Origin of the sequence: Sinanaerobacter sp. ZZT-01 (assembly GCF_035621135.1) — a bacterium.
Taxonomy (GTDB): domain Bacteria; phylum Bacillota; class Clostridia; order Peptostreptococcales; family Anaerovoracaceae; genus IOR16.
Genome location: NZ_CP141728.1, coordinates 1,991,496 through 2,011,384 on the forward strand (window position 1 = coordinate 1,991,496; position 19,889 = coordinate 2,011,384).

Genomic DNA, 19,889 nt, shown 5'->3' on the forward strand with positions numbered 1-19,889 from the left:
GCACAACCGAATAGGTAGCTATTGTCCATTTAAAGAGAGAAAATGATGTAACTTTCTTGCATCGCATAACAAAAAGGCGGTAAACCGCAGGTTCTTCCTATTATGCTGAAAAAATTTAGCAAGAAAAATTACGCATCTTCACATCTCCTATCTTTTTTTATTTATTATTTAGTATCTTTTACAGTATACACATATCTTTATTCAAAAATCAATAACTTTTCTACTTTATTTTAGTTTAACCTTTTGTTGTTTTTTGCGTTATCTCCCAATGATGATTTAATAAATGTCCATACTTTTAATAATAGTCCATTTTATGATAAGGATTCCCTAGTGTATTATGATATTTGGTTAGCGTAAACTAACTAAAAAAGAGGAAGCTTGATAAAAATATAGGATTCCTTGGGAGGAAATATGAACAAGCAAAAACAATTAGATAAGTACAAGTTGAAATTTAGATGGATTCTTTTTGTTTTAATCTGTGGTGTCTTGGTGTCCTTTGTTCTCACCATGTGTTTTGGTGCGGTGAAGATAAGTCCTGTGAACTCATATCAGATATTATTAGAAAAAGCATTTTTTGATGAAAGATAGCAATCTGATTTATCATCAGGCTTTCTGATAAATTTTGCAATGCCGCTAATTTTAATTGCGTTATTGGAATAATCTTTAGCAAGTTGTGCTAACGGATCGTTTAGACTTTTTTTCATAATAGCCCTCCTTTTAAAGATTTGTTTCTATCATACAATAAAGTAAACAGTAAAGTCTAATGGTATATTAATAATTACTACCCCATTCTGTTTACAGTAAAACCTACCTGATTCCATTCCATTTTTTTACCAATGTGCAGATTATAACAATATTCAGTTCTTGTCATTCTTGTATCTATCCTTTATCATGGAAGAAATATCGTTTACGATAGTACGCAGATTTTACTTGATGGAGGTAGAGAGTATGAAAGTTGTTGCATTTAATGGAAGCCCTAAAAAAGAAGGGAATACGTACCATGCATTGAAATTAGTTGCAGAGCAGCTGGAAAAGGCAGGTATTGAGGTTGAAATCATCCATGTGGGCAATCAGACGTTAAAGGGATGTATGGGGTGTAACGCCTGTGCAAAGAATAGAAACGACCGATGTATCATAGAAGAGGACGAAGTCAATGAGTGGATACAGAAAATGATAGAAGCGGATGGAATTATTTTAGGCTCACCGGTCTATTTTTCAGCTATTGGTGGAACGATGAAGTCATTTTTGGACAGGGCATTTTATGTTACAAGCATGAGCGGTGCATTGCGGCATAAGGTAGGTGCTTCGGTTGCGGCAGTACGCCGTTCGGGCGGAGTTCCTGTATTTAATCAGCTGAACAATTATATAAACTATGCAGAGATGCTTATGCCGAGCTCAAATTATTGGAATGTTATTTACGGAAGAGCTCCGGGGGAAGTGCTCAGCGATGAGGAAGGAAAACAAATTATGAGTGTGCTGGGAGAGAACATGGCATGGCTGATGAATCTAGTTGAAAATGGAAAAGGTACAGTAAAAGAACCGGAAAAAGCAAGAAAAGTCTTTACAAATTTTGTACGTTAAAGAAAAGAGATAGATTGAACAGCAATGTAAGAGAAAATGTGCGGTCAATTCTACTTAGAATATTTTCTAAATAGATATTGACCGTTTTGTTTGTTTGTGATAGTATCTATTTAGAAAATATTCAAAATAGACATGGAGGAAAAAATGGGATTTCCGGAAACATTTAAAGCACTGTCTGATCCGATTCGCCGTGAGATTTTAGAAATGCTAAAAGATACAAAATTGTCAGCAGGGGAGATTTCAGAACGATTTGATATGACACCTGCGACGATTTCCTATCATTTATCACAGCTTAAAAAAGCAGGACTTATTTTTGAGACAAAATATAAAAATTATATTTATTATGAAATACAGGTATCTGTATTTGAAGAAGTAATGCTCTGGATTTCACAGTTTGGAGGGAAAAAAAATGAGAAAGAAGAATGATTTTTCAATTTGGATTACAACGTTAGTTTGTCTTTTGCCGATGATATTATCAATCGTACTGTATGATAAATTACCGGAGCAGGTAGCAGTTCATTTTGATAGTATGGGGAAACCCAATGGTTATGCGCCTCGTTTTGTGGCGGCATTTGGCATCCCATTGCTTATGGCCGCAATTAATTTGTTTACACATGTTGTTTTAAATTCAGATCCCAAAAAAGGGAATGCTTCTATCGTAATGCGGAGAATCGCAAAATGGATTATTCCGATTCTAACGGTTTTATTAGTTCCTGCGACTTTATTTATGGCGATGGGGATGGATATTCCACTTCAGATGATGGTACCTTGCTTTGTAGGAGTTCTAATCATTGCCTGTGGAAATTATATGCCGAAGAGCAAGCAAAATTATACAGTTGGAATTAAGCTCCCATGGACTTTGAACAGTGAAACAAATTGGAATAAGACACACCGCATGGCTGGATATGTTTGGATTGCAGGCGGAATACTTTTAGTTCTAAGCAGCTTTTTTGAAGTCTACGCATTTCCAATTACGATAGGGGTGATTCTTCTTTTGGCAGTGATCCCATTCTTGTACTCCTATTTTTTATATAAAAAGGGAATTTAGTTCAGAAGGAGATCGAGTAAAAAAGCAGAGGATAAAATGCAAATCAATCGATTATTTGAAATTATATACTTACTGCTGGATAAAAAAACAATCACGGCAGGTGAATTAGCAAAACGGTTTGAAGTGTCGTCTCGCACCATCTATAGGGACATTGATACACTGTCACAAGCAGGTATTCCTATTTATACGACAAAAGGCGTTGGGGGCGGAATTCATTTAACGGATAATTTTGTTTTAAATAAATCCGTTTTGACCGAAATGGAGCAAAAGAATATTTTATCATCTTTGCAAGGGATGAATGCTTTAAAAGTAAATGAGATGCAGCCTATATTAAATAAACTTTCTGCACTCTTTGGTGAAGAACAAAATGAATGGATCGAGGTGGATTTTTCTTACTGGAATCCGGAAAATCCGATTGGTAAACATTTTTCACTTCTCAAAGAAGCGATCTTTACTTCAAATGTTCTACAGTTCAATTATAGTGGAGCCAATGGAAGTGCAGAAGTGCGCATTGTTGAACCAACGAAATTGATTTTTAAAGGAGCTGCTTGGTATTTACAGGCATGGTGCAGGTTTCGGCAGGATTTTCGCTTCTTTAAACTATCTCGCATGGACAATCTTACAATGCTTGAAGACCACTTTATTCGTCGTACACTACCAAAAACTGATACTTTTCAAAAAGAGGAAGATTTTAAAATGGTGCAAGTAAAGGCCATGATTTCATCTAAGATGGAATATCGTGTGCGGGATGATTTTTCTAAGAAGCAATTTAAGCGGCAAAAAGATGGAAGTTTTCTAGTTACTTTTGAGATGCCAGAGCATGAATGGCTGTATGAATACCTTTTAGCATATGGAGCAGAGATAAAAGTGCTTGAACCTGAGCATGTTAAGAAGGAACTCATTTACCGATTTAAAACAGCATTAAATCAATATGAAATATGACGTACTGATGTCCTATTTGTTCTGTTATGCTGGATGTAACACATAAATAGAAAAGGGGAATGTCATATGAAATATGAGCTAATTACATTGGAAGAAAAAACAATTTTGGGGCTAAATACCTGTACAAGAAATCTTGATCCGAAGATGGAAGAAATCATTGGGGAGTTATGGAAAAAGTTATTTGAAAGTGGTGTTTTTCTTACCATTAAAAATAGGGTAAATGAACATTCAATTGGTCTGTATTCTGACTATGAAGCGGACGAAAACGGGACGTATGAGGTTACGGTTGGGTGTGAAGTAAGTCGTGTGGACGAAAAAATAGAAGGATTGGTTGAAAAACATATCCCAGCAGGACATTATGCAAAATTTGTTGCCTTTGGTGACAAGGTAGAAGCTGTAAGAGAAGCGTGGAAAACCATTTGGGAGCTGCCATTGAAACGAACCTTCAGTGGAGACTTTGAAGAATATGTCAGCATGTCGGAAAATGGAGAATGTGAAGTAAATATCTATATAGCGGTCGAATAAAGGGCGTTTACCTTCTATTGACATTGTTTCCCAATACCTTTAAGCTTAAAAAGAGAAATATTCTTTTAAAACAATCACAGAGGAAGGAACAGGGAAGATGTTAAAAGGTAATGATTTACTAAATCAGCTATTAGCTGTGGGGCCGTATTTTAAAAATATCTTTGGAAAAGACTTGGTTGTTTGGATTTCGGATACAAAGAATATACTGGGTTATTTTCCGGGAGACCGATTTGATGTTGGATCTGATGGTGTTTTGACAAAGGATGATCCAATGTACCTTGCAATGAAAAACAGAAAAGCAGCACAAACTTATATGCCTGCGGGGATAGCAGGGATTCCGTTTAAGGAAATTGACAATCCGGTATTTGACGATAAAAATAACGTGATTGGATGCATAACGGTTGGAATTGGATTGGATCAGGAGCTAAAAGTTGTTGAAGTAGCAGAGCGCATTGATGAAGCCGTGAGCAATATAGGAGTGTCAGTAAATGATGTTGCATCCTCTTCTGATAACATTCGAAATAAAGAAAAAGAATTGAGAGATAATATTAATACAGTAAATGAGCTGGCGAAAGAAATCAGTAAGGTGTTGACTTTTACAAAGAAAATTGCAGATCAAACAAATTTATTAGGGCTGAATGCAGCCATTGAAGCTGCCAGAGCCGGCGAACATGGTGTAGGCTTTAGTGTCGTTGCGAATGAAATTCGCAAGATGTCCGCAGATTCCTTAGAAACGGCAAAGAATATTGAAGCGTTAATTAAGCAAATCAATGATGCAAATCGAATTACGTTGGAAAATTCGCAGGCTGCTTATGCAGCAACGGAAGGACAAGTTAACGAAACAGAGAAAGCAAAAGCGGAGATTAAGGACCTGAAAAACATTTCAGAAGAATTGAAAGCAATCTCAAAAGAAATATAAAAGTGTAATGAGTCATTCAGCAGTGATATTTCTTATACTATAAAAATAAAACCGATAAGTCTATTGAAAGATCAATAGACTTATCGGTTTTTTATGTGCTTTTTGTTCCGGCTACTTATGTTTAAAATAAAAATCATTCAAAGTAGTGGAAGAAATTGTCCTATATCAAAAATTGTTCCAGTGGTTCATTTTTATAATATTCTTTTACTGCTCTGTCGAAGTTTGCAGCGATATAGTTTTTATCTGCCCCATGTTCAAATAGCAAAATAAATATTCTTGACAAATCATATCTTAATTCTTCTGTCATCAGTCGACTGCTGCTTAATGTCTGTGTCGCATGGTTGTAAATAGGTAGAATTTGCCTTGCTTGGAGGCAGGCACGCCATAGACTGGAATTGCCAAAGGAATCTAAAGCATTTACATCTGCACCCAGCTCCGCAATTCTTTTTAAAATTTTGAATGAAAGATCCGCTTCTTCCTTTGTATGCATCACTTTTAAACCACCATGTAATTCAGAATTTACATTCCATCTGCTGCACATAATTGCTGCATTAATCGCATCGTGAATGACAGGTGTTCTCCACTCGTTGCAGCAAGAATCAGCTTCTATGAAGTTCACATCTGCACCTAAGTCTAAAAGTAATTCTGCAACAGTAAAGTTTCCGGTTTTTAAAGAGACCTGCAAAGGAGATTGACCATCATCTTTTTTAGGAGGTTGTTTCGCAGTACAAGCAATTAATTCTGACTTGCGTTCAAGAAGCTGCTTTACCGTTTCAAAATCATTTTTACGAATGGCGATAAATAATTTTTTCAATACGCTTCTCCTTTTTTCGAATAGAAAATATCTAACCGATTATAGAATTATATTTCCATTTAAAATTAAAAAAATCAGGTCACAATAGATGCAATCATGTATCTATTTTAGCCTGATAATTTGGTACGCCCGGCAGGGGTCGAACCTGTGGCCTTCAGAGTCGGAGTCTGACGCTCTATCCAGCTGAGCTACGGGCGCATATTGCATTAATATAATAACAGAATCCTTTTAATGAGTCAAATTTCATTTTTACAAAAAGGTATATCAATAAATAGTATGTTGAAAATTTAAGGTAAGTTTTCCTAGGTATGCTAAATTTAAATCTATAAAAAAGATATATTATTCTGAAAAATCAACATAAAATAGAGAATAAGTAAGTATGATAAAATATTACAGCATTCTACTTTATACTGTCGTCTTACTCTTTTTCTTTTTTGCGATTCATGCTATGATAATAATGCATGACTATTTGATTTATAATAAAGTATTAGAAATAAAAAAGAATAGACGTCAGATTAGGAAAAAGAAAGAGGAAAAAAGAAAAAACATGGAACAGTCAAAGTTAGAAAAACTGAATACACTGTATGAGAAGCTGGCCGATACCATTGCAGAAGAACAAATTGATCGCTTGGAAGGGAAAGGATATGCAGTAGGAAAGCACTATGCAAATTGTGAGAAAAAACTTATGGTCGTAGGAAAGACTTTTTCATTTGAGGATACCGAATTTTGGGGACCGCTTCAGCATATTACAGAACACTTTTTAGGACAACATAGTCCGGAGTGGATGGAGCATGTAGCTTGGAGCAGCTTATATAAATTAATTCCGAGGGATGGATCGAAGCTGTCTCAAGAGCTGATGGAACAGCAAAAAGAATTATGTAAAGAAATTATCTGTGCGGAGTTGGAGCTGCTTGATCCGACACATGTTCTGTTCTTAACTGGCTGGACAGGGATATGGGATTTTGATCTTCCAATTGCATCTCTTCTTAAAGGGGAGACACTGGAAGGAGTTGGGCAGACCGAATCAGGCGCATTGCTTATGGTGACTCGTTCCAATGTACGTCAACTTGAAGGCAAATTTGTTCACGATATTATGGATTGTATCAAGAGTTACGAAAAGTAGGTCATAACTTTCGTTTGTTTTTCGCCGTTTCTTTTATTGAAGATAGAAGGAAGAAGCTAGATAGAAAGGAATGTGAGTATAATGGAGCGGCTATTTCATCCGTGGAAGCCGGTTTATGATGAAAATTCAAGAATATTGATATTAGGAAGCTTCCCTTCTCCAAAATCCAGAGAAAATAATTTTTATTACGGACATCCACAAAATATTTTTTGGAAGACAGTGGCAAAAGTATTAAATGAGGAAGAACCATTACCGACACCGGAAGAACGCAGGAAATTTCTGTTGAACAGTCGCATTGCAGTATGGGATGTATTGGAAAGTTGTGAAATAATAGGGGCAAGGGATGATAGCATTCAAAATCCGACAGCAAATGATTTCAGTGAAATATTTCATCATGCATCGATACAAAAAGTATTTACAACAGGGAAAAAGGGAAGTCAGCTTTATGAGAGACTATGCTATCCGGTGAATGGCATCAAGGCAGAATATCTGCCTTCAACAAGCCCTGCAAATCGTGCACTGCAAGCCAAACCGGAGTTTTTGGAGAAATGGGAGTGTATTAAGCAGTACTTATAAGATACGGGATAAGACAATCATAGCTTGTCTTTGGGAACAGAGGATAAATAAGGGAAAACAAAATATATGAGAAATCAAGTAATTTTAGTCAATCAAAACAATGATCCAATCGGTATGGCTTCAAAGGAGGATGCACATAGTAAACCACTTCTGCACCGGGCCTTTTCTGTGTTTTTATACCATGGTGATAGAATGCTGATTCAGCGCAGAGCGTTTGATAAGTATCATTCAGGAGGACTTTGGGCGAATACCTGCTGTTCCCATCCGAGAGAGGATGAGACGGTCTTGGAAGCTGCTAAGAGCCGCCTGAAAGAAGAAGCAGGCATTTCCTGTGAGCTGTTTCCTCTTTTTGAATTTGTGTATTGTCATCAATTTGAGGAAAACTTATACGAACATGAATATGATCATGTCTTTATTGGTGACTACAATGGAGAATATCATCCGAATCCAGAGGAAATTTCAGAAATGAAATGGGTTACTTTCCAAACATTACAAGAAGAATTGTCAAAAGAACCCGGCAAATTTGCACCTTGGTTTTTATTGGCTGCACCGAAAGTGTTGAGTGAAATACAAAGGAGAATGAAATTACAATGAAATGCAGGCAGTATTTTTATCGAACGCTTCTATGCCTTTTTTCATTTGTTTTTATAGTGAGTAGTGCAGCAATGTCGGTAAGCTATGCTGCAGAAGCAAACTCATCAAGAGGAAACACAAAATATGAAAGATTGATTGCACATGGCGGCGGATCTATACAAGGCTATTATACAACGAATTCTATGGAGGCCGTTGAGAAGGCCATTGAATATGGATTTCGCTTGATTGAGCTGGATTTAGGCATCACGAAGGATCAAGAAATAGTTATGCTTCATGATTGGGATTATACGAGTAAGGATATGTTAGGTCTTGCATCGAATAGCAAACTGACTTTAGATCAATTTGAGCAGACGAAAATTTTTGAAAAATTTGAGCCGATGACATTTGAAAAGCTTGCAGCTTTATTGCAAGATTATCCGGAAGTGCGTATCATTACCGATACGAAGGAAGATAATATTAAACTTCTCACGCTAATCGCGAAGAAATATCCGAAATGCAAGGAACAAATCATACCGCAAATTTACAGCTTTGATGAATGGAATGCAGTAAAAGGATTGGGTTATAAGCAGATTATTCTTACACTTTACAAAATGCAAAGCTTAAGTGCCGATAAAATTATTCGTTTTGTAAAAAGTAATAGAATCTATGCGGTGACGATGAGCGAAGAACTCCGTAACAAAGGAATTGCAAAAAAATTACAGAGTTATGGAATCGTAGTATATATGCATACAATCAATGATGTGGAAGAAATGCAGGATGCCAAATCGAAAGGTGCGTATGGTATTTATACAGACGATCTCATTCCATCTGATTGGAACAGTATGCAGTCCGGTGGCTATTACTTTGTAAAAACGGGTTCCGGAAATACCGGTAAGCGTCTTGATTATGAATTTTTTGAAAATGAAATTTTCCTAAAAGTAAAAGGTAACAATTCACGTCATGGAGATAAGGTTCAGTTTAGCAGTGGAGATCAAAGCTTAGGTGAAGCGGCGGTAGGCACAGAGTTTCACCTTGATAAAGATTTGTTGTCTTCAGGGAAACACCAATTAACTGCAACGGTAGTTGACTCTATGTCAAGAAAGATTGCAAAGCTGACTTATTACATATGGATCGATAAAGGTCCTTGCCAGATCACAAATGAAGTAAATGAATATCTACTAGATAATTGGGGGCTAGTTCCGGACTTTGAAGCAATTCTTGAAGAAGAAGACTCTGAAATTCAAGAGATTCTGAAAGGATCCATTTTATCGAGGAGTGGACAAAGCTTGTACTACATAAATGGTAAACCGAACTTTTACAGCAATGGAAAACGGTTGGAAAAGGCTTATACAGATGCTTATGGAAATACGATGGTGCATTTGGGGACTATTGGCATAAAGCTAGGAGCTGCTTCGGTCTACATGGATAATACAAAAATGATGCGGATTACAGATAAAGGTAAACTGTATACGAGTAAAGTGGGAAGCAATGCATTGGATGTAGGAAGCTCTCAGAGAATTTTGAATCAGAAAACTGTTTTGATTCAAGGCCGGGTTTATGCGGCTGGGGAATTATACCAAGAAATTTTTCATCGGAATTTTTTGGATGAAAATGGTATTTTGATCTTACTGCCAGAAGATAAGACTTTGAAAAAAGAAGAACAGCAGAAGCTGCTGAATGCAGCAAAAAAATTATTTGAACAGGAGTAGAAAAATGGAATATTCTTATAAAACTTGTGGAACGTGTTCCAAGCTCATTGAATTTTCGTTGGAAGATGGCCTTGTTAAAAATGTAAGGTTTACAGGAGGGTGTGACGGGAATTTAAAAGCAATCGGAAAATTGGTAGAAGGAATGAAGGCAGAGGAAGTTATCAAGTCCTGCAAGGGAATCTCGTGCGGCGGCCGCCCTACTTCGTGCAGCGATCAGCTTGCAACTGCTTTATATCAAATTTTGGCGGAACAATCGGAAGAATAAAAGTATTGTAAAGGAATGATATAGAGGAAAACATAAATTGGAATAAATTAGATAGAAAATTAAAAATATGAAGTTTATTTGACAAAATGCTCGTTACTTTTTCATATAAAGGAGGTATAATGAATACCTGCTAAAAAGAGTGATGGGAGGTTATTTTTCATGAGAAATGAAAAAGAACGTGATTTTCTTTTTGATAATATAAAGGGTTTGTTAATCCTTTGTGTGGTTTATGCACATTTTTTACGAGCAACAACTTTTGACCTTGGAACATGGGGAAGTGCTATTTATTCCACTTTTTTCTGTTTTATTATGCAAACGTTTTTGTTTATATCCGGATACTTTTCGAAAAAGACAGAAAAATGTAAAGAAACTGCAATTGAAAACTTTTTATTTCCCTATTTAATTTTGACTGTCATTATGTATATTGTGAGAGTATTGTTTTTTGGATGGGAGAACTCTAAGCTCCACTTCATAGAACCTTCTATGGCTTTGTGGTACCTGTTAGTATTATTTTTTTACCGTTATTTTATAAAGGATGTCAAAAAACTTACGCATTTACTGCCATTGAGCATACTGTTATCTTTACTTTCCGGTTTTGTACCGTTTTTGAATGAAAATTTGAGTTTAGGGCGGGTATTTGGATTTTTACCTTTTTTTATCAGCGGTTACCTTTGTACACCAGAACATATAAAAAGAATACGTCAGATTCCAAAAGTGGCGATTGCGCCTCTGCTCTTGATTCTTCCTGTACTCGGAGGCATAATTGCTTACACCGGGATCGGATGGAACTCTATCTTGTTTAAAAGGCCTTACATAGACGAAGGGCTCACTGCGATGCAGGGTATATTGGAGCGAAGTGGATTGATGTTGATTGCATTTGCATGGATTGTTGTTTTTATTGCAATGTTGCCTCGTGCAAAGACGATCTTAAGTGTAGCAGGGCGAGGAACGATAACGGTTTTTGTTCTGCATGTTATTGTTCGTTATGGAATAAAAGCAACACAAGTTTTCGGTCAACAGAATGTTTATTCATACTTTTGCTTGTTTTTATGTGCAGTTTTTGTCACTTGGATCTTTTCCAGACCGTTGATTGTACAGCTCTATCAACGAAGCTTGTGTTTATTGTATAATGAGATTTTATGGATTTGCGATAAAGTCGTGAATTCTTCAAGAAGGCTTGTTTTGCCTCGTGGGTTTAACCATTGATAGGAGAAGGAACATGACGATAACCTTAAATGAATTTTTGCACCAATTAATGAATCAGCCACTGCTTTTTGTTACAGTTCTCTTGAACTTGGGCGCAATTATGCTAAATGGATGGACGGATGCCCCAAATGCAATTGCAACCTGTGTTTCTACCCACTCTATCAAACCACGTGCAGCCATTGCTATGGCCGCTGTCTTTAATTTTCTCGGTGTTTTATTCATGACGATGGTGAATGCGACTGTAGCAGAAACCATCTATAATATGGTCGAGTTTGGCGGCAATGCCGGAGATGCGACTGTTGCTTTATGCGCGGCATTGTTTGCCATTATTGTTTGGGCGGTAGCTGCTTGGTTTTTTGGTATTCCCACCAGTGAAAGTCATGCATTGATTGCAGGAATTTCCGGTGCTGCGATCGCTTTGCAGAAAGGTATGGGCGGCATTCATATTTCAGAATGGATGAAGGTTATTTATGGATTGCTTTTATCTACGATACTGGGGTTTGTTTTAGGATGGGTTGTAGTAAAACTAGTGGAATTTTTATTCCGAAGTATGGATCGAAGGAAGGCATTTTCATTTTTTCAGAAAGCACAGGTGGCAGGCGGAGCCGGTATGGCGTTTATGCACGGCGCACAGGACGGGCAGAAATTCATGGGCGTTTTTATGCTGGGCATTTTTTTATCTAAGGGAGTCGGAACAGCAGAATATTTTGTAATTCCAATCTGGATGATGATTTTATGTTCACTCACCATGGCATTTGGAACTTCTATTGGCGGATATCGGATTATTAAGTCTGTTGGTATGGACATGGTTCGATTAGATAAACACCAAGGTTTTTCTGCTGATTTAGCTGCGGTAAGCTGTCTGTTCCTTTCTTCTTTAGCAGGACTTCCGGTTAGCACAACACACACGAAAACAACGGCAATCATGGGAGTTGGTGCAGCGAAACGATTGACCAGCGTTAATTGGAGACTGGTTCAGGAAATGGTACTGACTTGGGTATTGACATTTCCATGCTGTGGACTGATTGGGTATTTGATGGCATATTTATTCATGCACCTGTTATAATACATGAGGAGGGAGATCGTTATGGCACGAAAACGAGATGAAGATTATTTTGAACGCTTTGTTACATTAGTAAAATATTCATGTGAAGCGGCGGACCTACTGAAAGAAATTGTTGATAACTACCAATCGGCGGATTTGAAGATTAAAATGAAAGATATGCATGTGATTGAGCATCAGGCCGATATAGAAAAACATCTAATGATGCAAAAACTTGCAAAGGAATTTATTACGCCGATCGAGAGAGAAGACATCATGGAAATGGCTCATCAAATCGACAACGTAACAGATGCGATTGAAGATGTTGTCATGCGAATCTATATGTTTGATATTCAAGAAGTTAGACCGGAAACACTGGAGCTATGTAAGGTTATTTGCAAACTTTGTGAGGTCCTAAAAACTGCTTTGGCTGAGTTTTCCAATTTTCGTAAGTCAAAGACACTTCACTCTTTGATTATTGAAATCAATCGTTTGGAGGAGGATGGAGACCGCATTTACATGGAAGCCATGCGTAACCTTTATGTTTCTTCAAAGGATCCTATAGAAATGATTCGCTGGACCAAAACGTTTGACTGTTTAGAAAAATGCTGCGATGTGTGTGAAAATGTTGCAGATGTAATTGAAAGTGTTATTATGAAAAATTCCTAATCATAGAAAGGAAAGGATACATGGAAGAATTAAGAGAGAATGGGCGTGCTGTAAATGAATTGCGAGTTGTAAAGATACATAATCATTATCTGCTGCACCCTGCGGGATCGGTACTGATTGAGATGGGAAAGACTAAGGTCATCTGTACAGCATCTGTGGAAGAAAAAACGGCAAAGCATTTAAAAGGGACCGGACAAGGATGGATCAGTGCAGAATACAGCATGCTTCCGGGAGCGACGCAGACCCGTAAACAAAGGGATTCTTCAAGAGGAAAAATTGATGGGAGAAGTCAGGAAATTCAACGTCTAATCGGGCGTTCTCTTCGTTCAGTAGTCGATATGACTAAACTGGGCGAAAGAACGATTTGGCTGGATTGTGATGTTATACAGGCGGATGGAGGAACGAGGACTGCATCTATTACCGGTGCATTTGTTGCGATGATAGAAGCAATGAAGCGTTTAAAAGAAGCAGGTGCGATACAGGAAATTCCGGTTAAAGCACTCGTTTCTGCTGTGAGTGTCGGTATTATTGATGGTGAAATTATGCTGGATCTATGCTATAAGGAAGATTCCAAAGCCCAGGTGGATATGAATGTGGTTATGACTGACCGGGGAGAATTTATTGAAATTCAGGGTACGGGAGAAGAAGCTCCGTTTACAGCATTGCAATTGCAGGAGTTGATTGCGTATGCTGCAAAAGGATGCGGCGACCTTCATCAGCTTCAGAGTCAAATTTTAGGAGAGGTAAAATTTTAAGAAACCAAAGGAGAAAATACGAATGAGGATAGTAGCTGCGACACAAAATAAGCATAAAATTGAAGAAATGAGTGCTATTACGAAAAAGTTTGGAATGCATATGGTATCCCGTTCAGAAGCGGGTGTACCTGATTTTGAAATTGAAGAAGATGGGCAGACCTTCGAAGAAAATTCAGAAAAAAAAGCACGTGAGATTATGAAGGCCTGCAATGAGATTACCATTGCAGATGATTCCGGTTTAATGGTAGATGCTTTAGACGGTGCTCCGGGGGTGTATTCTGCTCGTTTTGCAGGAAAAGACAGCAATGATGAGAAAAACAATGAAAAGCTTCTGGAACTGTTAAAGGATGTACCTATAGAGAAACGAAGTGCAAAATTTGTTTCAGTGATTACAATGGTATATCCAAACGGAGAAAAAATTGTTGCCAGAGGAGAATGTAAGGGGCATATTCTATATGAAGCAGCAGGAAGCAATGGCTTTGGATATGATCCGCTTTTTATGCCGGATGGATATGATAAGACATTTGGAGAGCTTTCCGCAGAAGAAAAAAATAAAATCAGCCATCGCTCCATTGCACTTCAAACCCTGAGGGAGCAGCTGAATAAAAAAATAGTATAAAAAGGGGATGCTATGACGAAAAGAAGATTGCTGGATATGACTTTACGTATTATAAGAAGGATGCGTGACCCATATTATCAGGGATTGTCTGCAGAACTTGCATTTTATTTTATTATGTCAATCGTGCCGATTGTCATATTACTGGGAGAACTTTTAAATGTATTTTCCTTATCTTTGAGTGCAATTCGAGAACTGGTTTTGGAATACGTCAATGTTGAGATGACAGGGGAAGTATTAAAATATCTCAATCAGACTACACCGGGTAGCTTTAGTATCATCTTTGTAGCCTTTGCTCTTTGGGCTGCATCAAAAGCACAGTTTTCCATGGTATTAATTTCAAATTATGCTTATACCGGAAAAACCTTAAAGTATGGATATGTGAAAGAGCGTTTGCGAGCAATAAAAAATATTATTCTAACGATGTTCATGCTGGTATTCAGTTTGGTCATTTTGGTTTACGGAGAAGGCATACTGACAATTGCCGCCCTTTATGTAGAAAAATTTTTGCATCTGCCTTTTAATGTCAATAATGTCTGGTATATTTTAAGATGGATTCTTGCAGTTGCTGTTTACTTTTTAACAGTCAGCTATAATTACTATTCATTACCTGCAGTGAGGATGCCATATAAGCGCTTTTTACCAGGAAGCTTTGTTGCCTCTTTAGGAATGTTAATTGCCACTTATATATATTCCTATTACACGACAGTCTTTGCGAATTTTGATTTGCTTTATGGAAGTTTAGCATCCATTGTGGCTTTACTATTTTGGTTCTATATTTTGGGTAGTGTTTTAGTCCTTGGCATATTGGTTAATGTCGTATGGGATGAAACAGCATAGGGAAAATTTTATTAAAAAGTACATGACTCTCTTTTGCAAACTGTGTTTTGCGTTGCCATAGGAGGGGGAACATTAAATTATTTTAAGAGACAAGTAAATAAGGGAGAAAAAGATGAAAAAAGGTAAAAAAATTCTTGCAAGTCTATTAGTGCTTTCTTTCATGCTTGGTTTATTTTTCGTACCGAGTCGTGCAATAAGGAGTAATGCACAAACTTATTCCGAAAACTTTCGGGGGATATGGGTCGCAAATGTCTTCAGTTTACATTACCCGTCAAAAATGACAAGAGATGAAAATTCTTTGAAAGCAGATGCTGTTGCTATTTTAGACAATGCAAAAGAGATGGGATTCAATGCCGTTATTTTGCAGGTGAGATCTTGCAGCGATGCTCTGTACTCGTCGGATTTATATCCTTGGTCAAAATATTTGACTGGAAAAGAAGGACTTGCTCCTGATAATAGATTTGATCCGCTTCAGTTTTTTGTAGAGGAAGCCCATAAGAGAGGCCTGGAACTTCACGCATGGATCAATCCGTACCGAATTACAGCAAAGGCGGAGGATAAAGCAACTTTAACAGAGCAGAATCCGGCTGTTCAACATCCGGAATGGACGGTAACGCATACAGATGGAAAGATGTATTGGAATCCGGGAGAACCGCGCGTTAGAGATTACATACTTAAAGGTGTCGATGAAATCTTAGACAATTATGATGTGGACGGCATTCAGATCGACGATTATTTTTATCCCGGCAGTACATTTGCTGACAGAAGCACATTTGAAAAATATGGAAGCGGATTTTCTTCCATCGAAGATTGGAGAAGAGATAATATAGATCAGCTGGTCAAGGGGATTTATGATACTGTGCACGCAAAGAGTGCAGATTTAGTATTTGGAGTCAGCCCGATGGGAATTTGGGCGAACAAAGGGACAATTGCAAGCGGAAGTGACACTAGGGGATCGGAATCGTACAATAAAAATTATGCCGATTCAAGAGGATGGGTAAAAAAAGGATATGTCGATTATATTATTCCGCAAATCTATTGGAATATTGGATTTGAAATCGCAGATTATGAAAAGCTTCTGAATTGGTGGTGTGATGTGGTGGACGGAACCGACGTGGACCTTTACATTGGACAAGCTGCTTATCGAACCGGAAACAGCGACAGCAGCAGCCCGTGGTATGGCGTAAGTGAGATTGAGCGTCAGGTGAATTTGAATCGGACAAAGAGTCAAGTAAAGGGATATTGCATGTATGCATATTCTAGCTTTAAAGCAAATGCTGATCTGACGGCATTGATAAAACGATTGAATAAAGTACCGCTTTCCGGTGGCACTGTAGAGGAGCCATCATCAGGCAATGAAGTCCCACCGATGACTCCCAATGACAGCAAATGTGCATTCATTGATTTAGAGGGACACTGGTCGAAGCCGTATGTGGAATTGATGGCACAGAAAGGTATTATCAAAGGAGATTTGTATAATCGGGCGATGCCGGATTCTCAAATAAAGCGTGCAGATTTTGTATTGATGTTACTTCGTATGCTGGAAGTGGAAACCATTGAAGATGCACAAGGATTTTCTGATGTGGCGTCTGATGCCTATTATGCAAAACAGCTGGCAACGGCAAAACAGATTGGTTTGATAAATGGAATCGGCGAAGAGCGTTTTGCGCCGGAAAACTTAATTAGCAGACAGGATATGTTCACGATGGCATATCGCGCCCTTCTTCATCAAAACAAGATTAATGAAGAAGCGGATACATCTGTACTAGCCTTTTTTTCGGATTATGGTCAGGTCCAGCCTTATGCTTCTTCAGCAATGAGTTATTTTATTTCAAAAAAAGCAGTGAACGGAATGAATGGAATGCTTGCGCCGACTGAAACAGCAAGCCGAGCACAGGCTGCAACTTTCCTGGCAAACCTCATTCAATAGAATGAAATCTCAAAAAATACAGCACGGTTTCTGAAAGATATGCTTTATATTATCTTAAAATTCGCTGATATAGCGGATAAAAGATTTTATAAATGCTAGTCTGGTGAAACCGTGCTGCTTTATATTTTATTTCTATAAGAAGGAGTTATTTGCCGGCGATCACACGAACGGAGATAATACCGTCCACTGCAAGTGCCTTTTTTAATTCTGTTTCATTGATCTCAGAATCGACATCGATGAGCGTACAGGCATAGTCCCCCTTACTTCGATTGATCAGATCGCTGATATTGATATTGCTGTCTGCCAAGATGCCGGTAATTTTGCCGAGCATTGCAGGTATATTTTGATTTAGTACTACGATTCTTGCCTTAGAATCACAGATACCAAGACTGCAAGCAGGGTAATTCACGGAGTTTGTAATGTTGCCGTTTTCTAAATAATCCATCATTTGATCCACTGCCATTTGTGCACAATTTTCCTCTGCCTCCTGTGTGGAAGCACCGAGATGTGGTAGGCAAATAACACCGCTGCGGTAAAGAACTTTTTCATTTGGGAAATCAGTAACGTAGCGCTTTACTTTTCCGCCTTCTATTGCAGCAAGAAGATCGTCTTCATTTACTAAAGTATTTCTCGCAAAGTTCAAGAGGCAGACACCGTTTTTCATCTGCTTAAAGCGTGTTTCGTCAATCATACCCTTTGTTTCTTCCATTGCAGGAACGTGAATCGTGAGATAATCGCACTTTGGCAGCAAAGTATCCAGGCTGGTTACCACTGGTATTGTGTTGGAAAGTGCATGTGCAGAATGCAAGGAGATATAAGGATCATAGCCGATGACCTTCATTCCCAGCATTTCGCATGCATTTGCAACCATGACACCGATTGCTCCAAGACCGATGATACCCAACGTTTTCCCCTGGATTTCACGCCCGGCAAATTGAGATTTATTTTTTTCAACGGTCTTTCCAATATCGCCGCTAAGTGTTTTCGTCCAAGAAACTGCATCGGCAATGTTTCTGGCAGACAGAAGAAGACCTGTTAGTACCAATTCTTTTACTGCGTTTGCATTGGCTCCCGGAGTGTTGAATACCACGATTCCTTTTTCAGAGCAGCGGTCAATCGGAATATTATTAACGCCGGCACCAGCTCTCGCGATAGCCAAGAGGTGATCGGAAAACTCCATGGAGTGCATATCCTGGCTGCGGACCAAAATGCCGTTTGCTCTTTCCACGGCATCACTTATGGTATATTGATCCGTAAAATGAGAGGTTCCTTTTCTGGAAATTTTATTTAATGTAGTGATTTGAAACATTTTCAGATTCTCCTTTTATGCATTTGCTTTTTCAAAATCTTTCATAAATGCAATCAGCTTTTTAACGCCTTCCATAGGCATTGCATTATAAATGCTGGCACGCATACCGCCGATGCTTCTGTGACCGCCAAGATTTACAAGGCCTTGTGCTTTTGCCTCCGAAACAAATTTTTTATCTAAATCAGCGTTTCCGGTGACAAAGACTACATTCATAAGAGAACGGTCTTCTTTTGCAACCGGTGCGGTGTATAGCTTACTGCTATCGATGTAATCGTAAAGAAGTGACGCTTTTTCGATGTTTCGCCTTTCCATTTCCTTTACACCGCCTTGCGTTTTAATCCATTGGAACGTCAGCCCAGCAATGTAAATGCCGTAGGTTGGAGGGGTATTATACATGGAACCGTTGTCAGCAGCTACTTTATAGTCAAGCATAGTTGGCGTATTTTTATCAGCATGCCCTAAAAGGTCTTCTCGAATAATGACAATAACGACTCCGGCAGGACCTATATTTTTTTGAGCACCTGCCCAAATGATTCCAAATTTGGAGACATCAATTTCTTGTGATAATATATTGGAAGAAAGATCAGCAACAAGAGGGATTTCTCCAGTTTCTGGGAATTCGACGTAACGGCTTCCGTAGATTGTATTGTTTCCCGTTAAATAAATGTAGTCGGCATCTTCACGGAAGTCTTCCTTAGAAAGCTTCGGAATATAGGTGAAGGTTTTGTCTTCGGAAGATGCGGCAATTCGAATATCACCAAATTTTTCTGCTTCCTTCTCGGCCTTCTTTGCCCAAGAACCAGTTACGATGTAATCTGCTTTTTTTGAATTTCGCAGAAGATTCAAAGGGACCATAGAGAATTGCAGACTGCCGCCTCCTTGCAAAAATAGAACCTTATAATTGTCAGGGATATGCATAATATCTCTTAGATCTTGTTCTGCTGTATCAATGATTTTTTTAAAATCTGCGGAACGGTGACTCATTTCCATAACGGACATGCCGCACCCTTCATAGTTTGTCATTTCTTTTGCGGCACGCTCCATTACCTCTAAAGGTAGCATGGAGGGACCAGCTGAAAAATTGAAAACTCTTGCTGTATTACTCATATATTTTCGCCTCCTTGCAAAAAAATTTATATCCCCAATTGTAGCACTTTATGTTACAATAGTAAAGTAGATAAATGTACAAAAATAAAAAAAACGAACAAAAAAAACACAAAAGTTATAAAAAAAATGCGTTGTAAAATTGAAAAAAACAAAAAAATGCCGTGAAAAACAGTTTGATATTTTAAAAAAATGGAGTGAAAAGCGATTTTTTTTAGTCGAAATGAACGGTAAAATTCAAAAAAACCGACACTACAACTTAAAAAAATAACGTGATTTTTAAAAAAAAGCTTACTTTGGAAGAGGAAAAATGGATAAAAAGTTATTGTTTTTACTCTTTTAT

The 19,889-nt window shown here is 38.0% G+C and carries 22 protein-coding genes and 1 tRNA gene; 18 read left to right on the forward strand and 5 right to left on the reverse strand.

Annotation, left to right across the window (positions count from 1 at the left end):
- Positions 1-548: 548 nt before the first annotated feature.
- Complete coding sequence (locus U5921_RS09535; RefSeq protein ID WP_324822773.1) at positions 549-704, reverse strand: hypothetical protein; 156 nt, start codon at positions 702-704, stop codon at positions 549-551.
- Between the two features lie 244 nt (positions 705-948).
- On the opposite strand from U5921_RS09535, the gene U5921_RS09540 reads away from it, so the two are divergent.
- The 6 genes from U5921_RS09540 (at position 949) to U5921_RS09565 (ending at position 5,015) form a co-directional block, all read left to right on the forward strand.
- Positions 949-1,581: a flavodoxin family protein gene (locus tag U5921_RS09540; RefSeq protein ID WP_324822775.1), complete on the forward strand. Its 633-nt coding sequence runs from the start codon at positions 949-951 to the stop codon at positions 1,579-1,581.
- A gap of 144 nt (positions 1,582-1,725) precedes the next feature.
- Positions 1,726-2,007 (forward strand): autorepressor SdpR family transcription factor, encoded by a 282-nt coding sequence (locus U5921_RS09545; RefSeq protein ID WP_324822778.1) that lies wholly within the window; start codon positions 1,726-1,728, stop codon positions 2,005-2,007.
- The gene (locus tag U5921_RS09550; protein WP_324822780.1) at positions 1,991-2,629 is read left to right on the forward strand and encodes an SdpI family protein; all 639 of its coding nucleotides are present in this window, start codon (positions 1,991-1,993) and stop codon (positions 2,627-2,629) included. Before U5921_RS09545 ends, U5921_RS09550 begins: the two co-directional genes overlap by 17 nt.
- Before the next feature lie 36 nt (positions 2,630-2,665).
- A complete protein-coding gene (locus U5921_RS09555) occupies positions 2,666-3,571 on the forward strand; it encodes a YafY family protein (RefSeq protein WP_324822782.1) in 906 nt (301 codons plus the stop codon).
- A 66-nt stretch (positions 3,572-3,637) separates the two neighbouring features.
- On the forward strand, positions 3,638-4,096 hold the full coding sequence (locus U5921_RS09560; protein ID WP_324822783.1) for a GyrI-like domain-containing protein: 459 nt from the start codon (positions 3,638-3,640) through the stop codon (positions 4,094-4,096).
- 97 nt (positions 4,097-4,193) lie between these two features.
- Positions 4,194-5,015, forward strand: a complete 822-nt coding sequence (locus U5921_RS09565; protein WP_324822786.1) for a methyl-accepting chemotaxis protein — start codon at positions 4,194-4,196, stop codon at positions 5,013-5,015.
- A 160-nt stretch (positions 5,016-5,175) separates the two neighbouring features.
- On the opposite strand, the gene U5921_RS09570 is transcribed toward U5921_RS09565, so the two are convergent.
- Both U5921_RS09570 and U5921_RS09575 read right to left on the reverse strand, forming a co-directional pair.
- Entirely contained in the window at positions 5,176-5,829 is a 654-nt protein-coding gene (locus U5921_RS09570) for an ankyrin repeat domain-containing protein (RefSeq protein WP_324822788.1), read from the reverse strand.
- 121 nt (positions 5,830-5,950) lie between these two features.
- Positions 5,951-6,027 (reverse strand) — tRNA-Arg (locus U5921_RS09575).
- Between the two features lie 349 nt (positions 6,028-6,376).
- On the opposite strand from U5921_RS09575, the gene U5921_RS09580 reads away from it, so the two are divergent.
- From U5921_RS09580 to U5921_RS09635, 12 genes are all read left to right on the forward strand, one after another.
- A complete protein-coding gene (locus U5921_RS09580; protein ID WP_324822790.1) occupies positions 6,377-6,952 on the forward strand; it encodes a hypothetical protein in 576 nt (191 codons plus the stop codon).
- 81 nt (positions 6,953-7,033) lie between these two features.
- Entirely contained in the window at positions 7,034-7,528 is a 495-nt protein-coding gene (locus tag U5921_RS09585; protein ID WP_324822791.1) for a DNA-deoxyinosine glycosylase, read from the forward strand.
- Positions 7,529-7,594: 66 nt separating this feature from the next.
- Entirely contained in the window at positions 7,595-8,122 is a 528-nt protein-coding gene (gene idi / locus U5921_RS09590; protein WP_324822793.1) for an isopentenyl-diphosphate Delta-isomerase, read from the forward strand.
- On the forward strand, positions 8,119-9,810 hold the full coding sequence (locus U5921_RS09595; RefSeq protein ID WP_324822795.1) for a glycerophosphodiester phosphodiesterase family protein: 1,692 nt from the start codon (positions 8,119-8,121) through the stop codon (positions 9,808-9,810). The genes idi and U5921_RS09595 overlap by 4 nt, the downstream gene beginning before the upstream one ends.
- Before the next feature lie 4 nt (positions 9,811-9,814).
- Entirely contained in the window at positions 9,815-10,075 is a 261-nt protein-coding gene (locus U5921_RS09600) for a TIGR03905 family TSCPD domain-containing protein (RefSeq protein ID WP_324822797.1), read from the forward strand.
- A gap of 159 nt (positions 10,076-10,234) precedes the next feature.
- Complete coding sequence (locus U5921_RS09605; protein WP_324822799.1) at positions 10,235-11,281, forward strand: acyltransferase family protein; 1,047 nt, start codon at positions 10,235-10,237, stop codon at positions 11,279-11,281.
- Between the two features lie 13 nt (positions 11,282-11,294).
- Positions 11,295-12,347 carry an inorganic phosphate transporter gene (locus tag U5921_RS09610; RefSeq protein WP_324822801.1) on the forward strand — a complete coding sequence of 351 codons (1,053 nt, stop codon included), beginning with the start codon at positions 11,295-11,297 and terminating at the stop codon, positions 12,345-12,347.
- A gap of 21 nt (positions 12,348-12,368) precedes the next feature.
- Positions 12,369-12,992, forward strand: a complete 624-nt coding sequence (locus U5921_RS09615; RefSeq protein ID WP_324822803.1) for a DUF47 domain-containing protein — start codon at positions 12,369-12,371, stop codon at positions 12,990-12,992.
- 20 nt (positions 12,993-13,012) lie between these two features.
- On the forward strand, positions 13,013-13,747 hold the full coding sequence (gene rph / locus U5921_RS09620) for a ribonuclease PH (RefSeq protein ID WP_324822805.1): 735 nt from the start codon (positions 13,013-13,015) through the stop codon (positions 13,745-13,747).
- Positions 13,748-13,769: 22 nt separating this feature from the next.
- A complete protein-coding gene (locus U5921_RS09625) occupies positions 13,770-14,366 on the forward strand; it encodes an XTP/dITP diphosphatase (protein WP_324822807.1) in 597 nt (198 codons plus the stop codon).
- A 12-nt stretch (positions 14,367-14,378) separates the two neighbouring features.
- On the forward strand, positions 14,379-15,203 hold the full coding sequence (locus U5921_RS09630; RefSeq protein ID WP_324822809.1) for a YihY/virulence factor BrkB family protein: 825 nt from the start codon (positions 14,379-14,381) through the stop codon (positions 15,201-15,203).
- A 112-nt stretch (positions 15,204-15,315) separates the two neighbouring features.
- Positions 15,316-17,133: a family 10 glycosylhydrolase gene (locus tag U5921_RS09635; RefSeq protein ID WP_324822811.1), complete on the forward strand. Its 1,818-nt coding sequence runs from the start codon at positions 15,316-15,318 to the stop codon at positions 17,131-17,133.
- Positions 17,134-17,278: 145 nt separating this feature from the next.
- Here U5921_RS09635 and U5921_RS09640 read toward each other — a convergent pair whose 3' ends face one another.
- Positions 17,279-18,442: a phosphoglycerate dehydrogenase gene (locus U5921_RS09640; RefSeq protein ID WP_324822813.1), complete on the reverse strand. Its 1,164-nt coding sequence runs from the start codon at positions 18,440-18,442 to the stop codon at positions 17,279-17,281.
- Positions 18,443-18,457: 15 nt separating this feature from the next.
- On the reverse strand, positions 18,458-19,549 hold the full coding sequence (serC, locus tag U5921_RS09645; protein ID WP_324822815.1) for a 3-phosphoserine/phosphohydroxythreonine transaminase: 1,092 nt from the start codon (positions 19,547-19,549) through the stop codon (positions 18,458-18,460).
- Between the last annotated feature and the right edge of the window lie 340 nt (positions 19,550-19,889).